Origin of the sequence: Ancylomarina sp., from assembly GCF_041555295.1 — a bacterium.
GTDB lineage: Bacteria > Bacteroidota > Bacteroidia > Bacteroidales > Marinifilaceae > Ancylomarina.
The window spans coordinates 1-2,229 of record NZ_JBFFKR010000416.1; the positions used below are offsets into that span (position 1 = coordinate 1).

Below are 2,229 nucleotides of genomic sequence, written 5' to 3' on the forward strand. Positions count from 1 at the left end.
AACGTCATTATAAATTTTATTAAGATACTCTTGTGTAGCTGTTTCATTCTGGGTGGGATAAACAGCAACACATCAGTTTTAAAGTGTGATCGGTAGTGATCGCACTTTTTTTATGCGCCTTTTTCAGCCGGAACACTAAGTAAATCTGTTCTATTTTATGTTTTGGAAGTATATTGTAACCCTTTCATAATATGTTTATTCTTTACTTTGCATAAATCTATATGTCCTGATAAAGGTTCTTTGCTTAATTAAAGGAAATAAATAATGAGGAGAATAAGTAAGCCTATTATTACAATTATAAGTTTATCAATTTTAGCTGCATGCCAGTTTCAACCAGATCCAACTTCTATTTCCCTATCGGGCTGGATCTAATCAAAAAAAAATGGGAAAATTGACAAGACGTATTGGGATTTTACAATTTCTGGGCATTGAAACAGGCTTATAAAATAATAAGGACCACCAAATTGAATGTCCTATCACTTATGAGCTGACGCTGTTGAATACGAATTAAATGAATCATTTATAAAATCAAGCTAATTTATTGCTTTTTATAAGTAAAGCTAGCAAAACCATTATTAAGCTTCAGACTATTCTTTCCTATTAACTCAATAGTGTAAGTTTCATCGTCAACAGATGAGGTGTGATTACCTATGCTTTTAGCTGTAAGAATTAACTGTCCATCTTTTAACGCCCATTTCTGATAAAGAAGGGTGTGCATATTTATTGAACTAGCCGAACCATCTTCATATAATCTAAAACCCTGTACTTCGCTTTCATTTCCGGGTATGGGTTCAACCCATGAACCAATAAAAAGCGCTTTGTCCTCGGACGTGATAGCTGATCCTTCGATATAAATATCATCTTGCAGAATATTAAATTTATATATGCCAGCCATGGTAATAAGAATAAGGAGTAGGGCGATGAGACCTAATGCTTGTTTTAGTCGTTTCGAGTTCATATTTGTGATTCTTAGAGAACAGTTTTTATGTCTGGATAAAAGTAGAGTTCTATGATTGAAATAGCAATGATATAAATTGATGAATTCAAGGAATTATGATTTTTTAAGTTTTACTTCTTATTCCTTTAAATAATTTCCAGTTGGATCGTAAACAAAGGGAATGCTTTCGATTACAGACATCTTCTTCATGTTGTATTAAAAGGCTTGTATAATAGTTAAAATCAAAAGAGGGCTTCCTTTAATGGAAAGCCCCCTAATATTATTCTTGAAATTGATTCTACTCGTATTTTAAAGCTTCCACAGGATTCTGTGTGGCAGCTTTCCAGGTCTGCCAGCTAACAGTTAGTATGGCAATGATTAAGGCCATCACACCAGATATGGCAAATATCCACCAGCTTAATTCAATTCTGTAAGCAAAATTGCTGAGCCAATCTCTGGCAATATAATAGGCAATAGGACATGCAATAAGAAAAGCCACGACTACCCATTGCGTATATTCTTTTATTAATAGCATCAGAATCTCTAGAGAAGTGGAGCCGTTGGCTTTTCGAATACCAATCTCCTTCGTTTTGTGTTGAATGCTAAAAGAAGACAAAGCAAACATTCCTAAGATGGACAGAATAATTGATAGGATTGAGAACAGGGTTAAGGCTCTCATCTCTTTGTATTGGTTGAAGTAGATTTGCTCATACAAATCGTCAACAAACTCATACTTTATAGGATGATCAGGTGCGAGAGCCTGCCATTCCTTTGTTAATATTTGAAGCGCTGCAGCTTTTCTGTTGGGATCAATTTTGGCTATAAATGTACTATTGAACATCTTTTTGGCTGCCAAAACCATTGGTTTTTCCTTAGAGAACATATCCCCATAATGTAAATCACCAATGACCGCAATTACTTTACCCTTTTGAAACATCCTTTCAGATTCAAAGTTAAATTTAAATGATTTTCCAATAGCATCTTCAGGGTTTTGAATACCTAAGACTTTAAGAGCTGATTTATTTAATATGTATTTTTCTTTAAACCCAGGATGTTCTTTGGTGTATTTCTCAAATTCCTTAAGGGTCCCTTTCCAGTTCGGATTCCCAGGATTTATTGCTATAGCTAGCCTTTCCCATCCAATGGATGAAGTAATACCCATATCCAGTGATCCGGCCAGAGGTTTGATATTGAATAGCTTGAAAAAATCTGTTGCGACAGAAAACATATTAAGTTTTTTTTCTACAGATTTATCAACACCTTCCATTTCTACAGGATAAGCGTAAGGCATA

General features: G+C 34.5%; 2 protein-coding genes. Both read right to left on the reverse strand.

What is annotated here, in order from left to right:
• Window positions 1-538: 538 nt before the first annotated feature.
• Entirely contained in the window at window positions 539-958 is a 420-nt protein-coding gene (locus ABY905_RS16615) for a lipocalin family protein (protein WP_372645902.1), read from the reverse strand.
• A 277-nt stretch (window positions 959-1,235) separates the two neighbouring features.
• A partial coding sequence (locus ABY905_RS16620) for an ABC transporter permease (protein ID WP_372645905.1) occupies window positions 1,236-2,229 on the reverse strand: 994 nt, incomplete at its 5' end.

Excerpts from the sequence above, each read along its gene's own strand:
- ABY905_RS16615 (WP_372645902.1), bottom strand. The coding sequence starts at position 958 with ATGAACTCGAAACGACTAAAACAAGCATTAGGTCTCATCGCCCTACTC.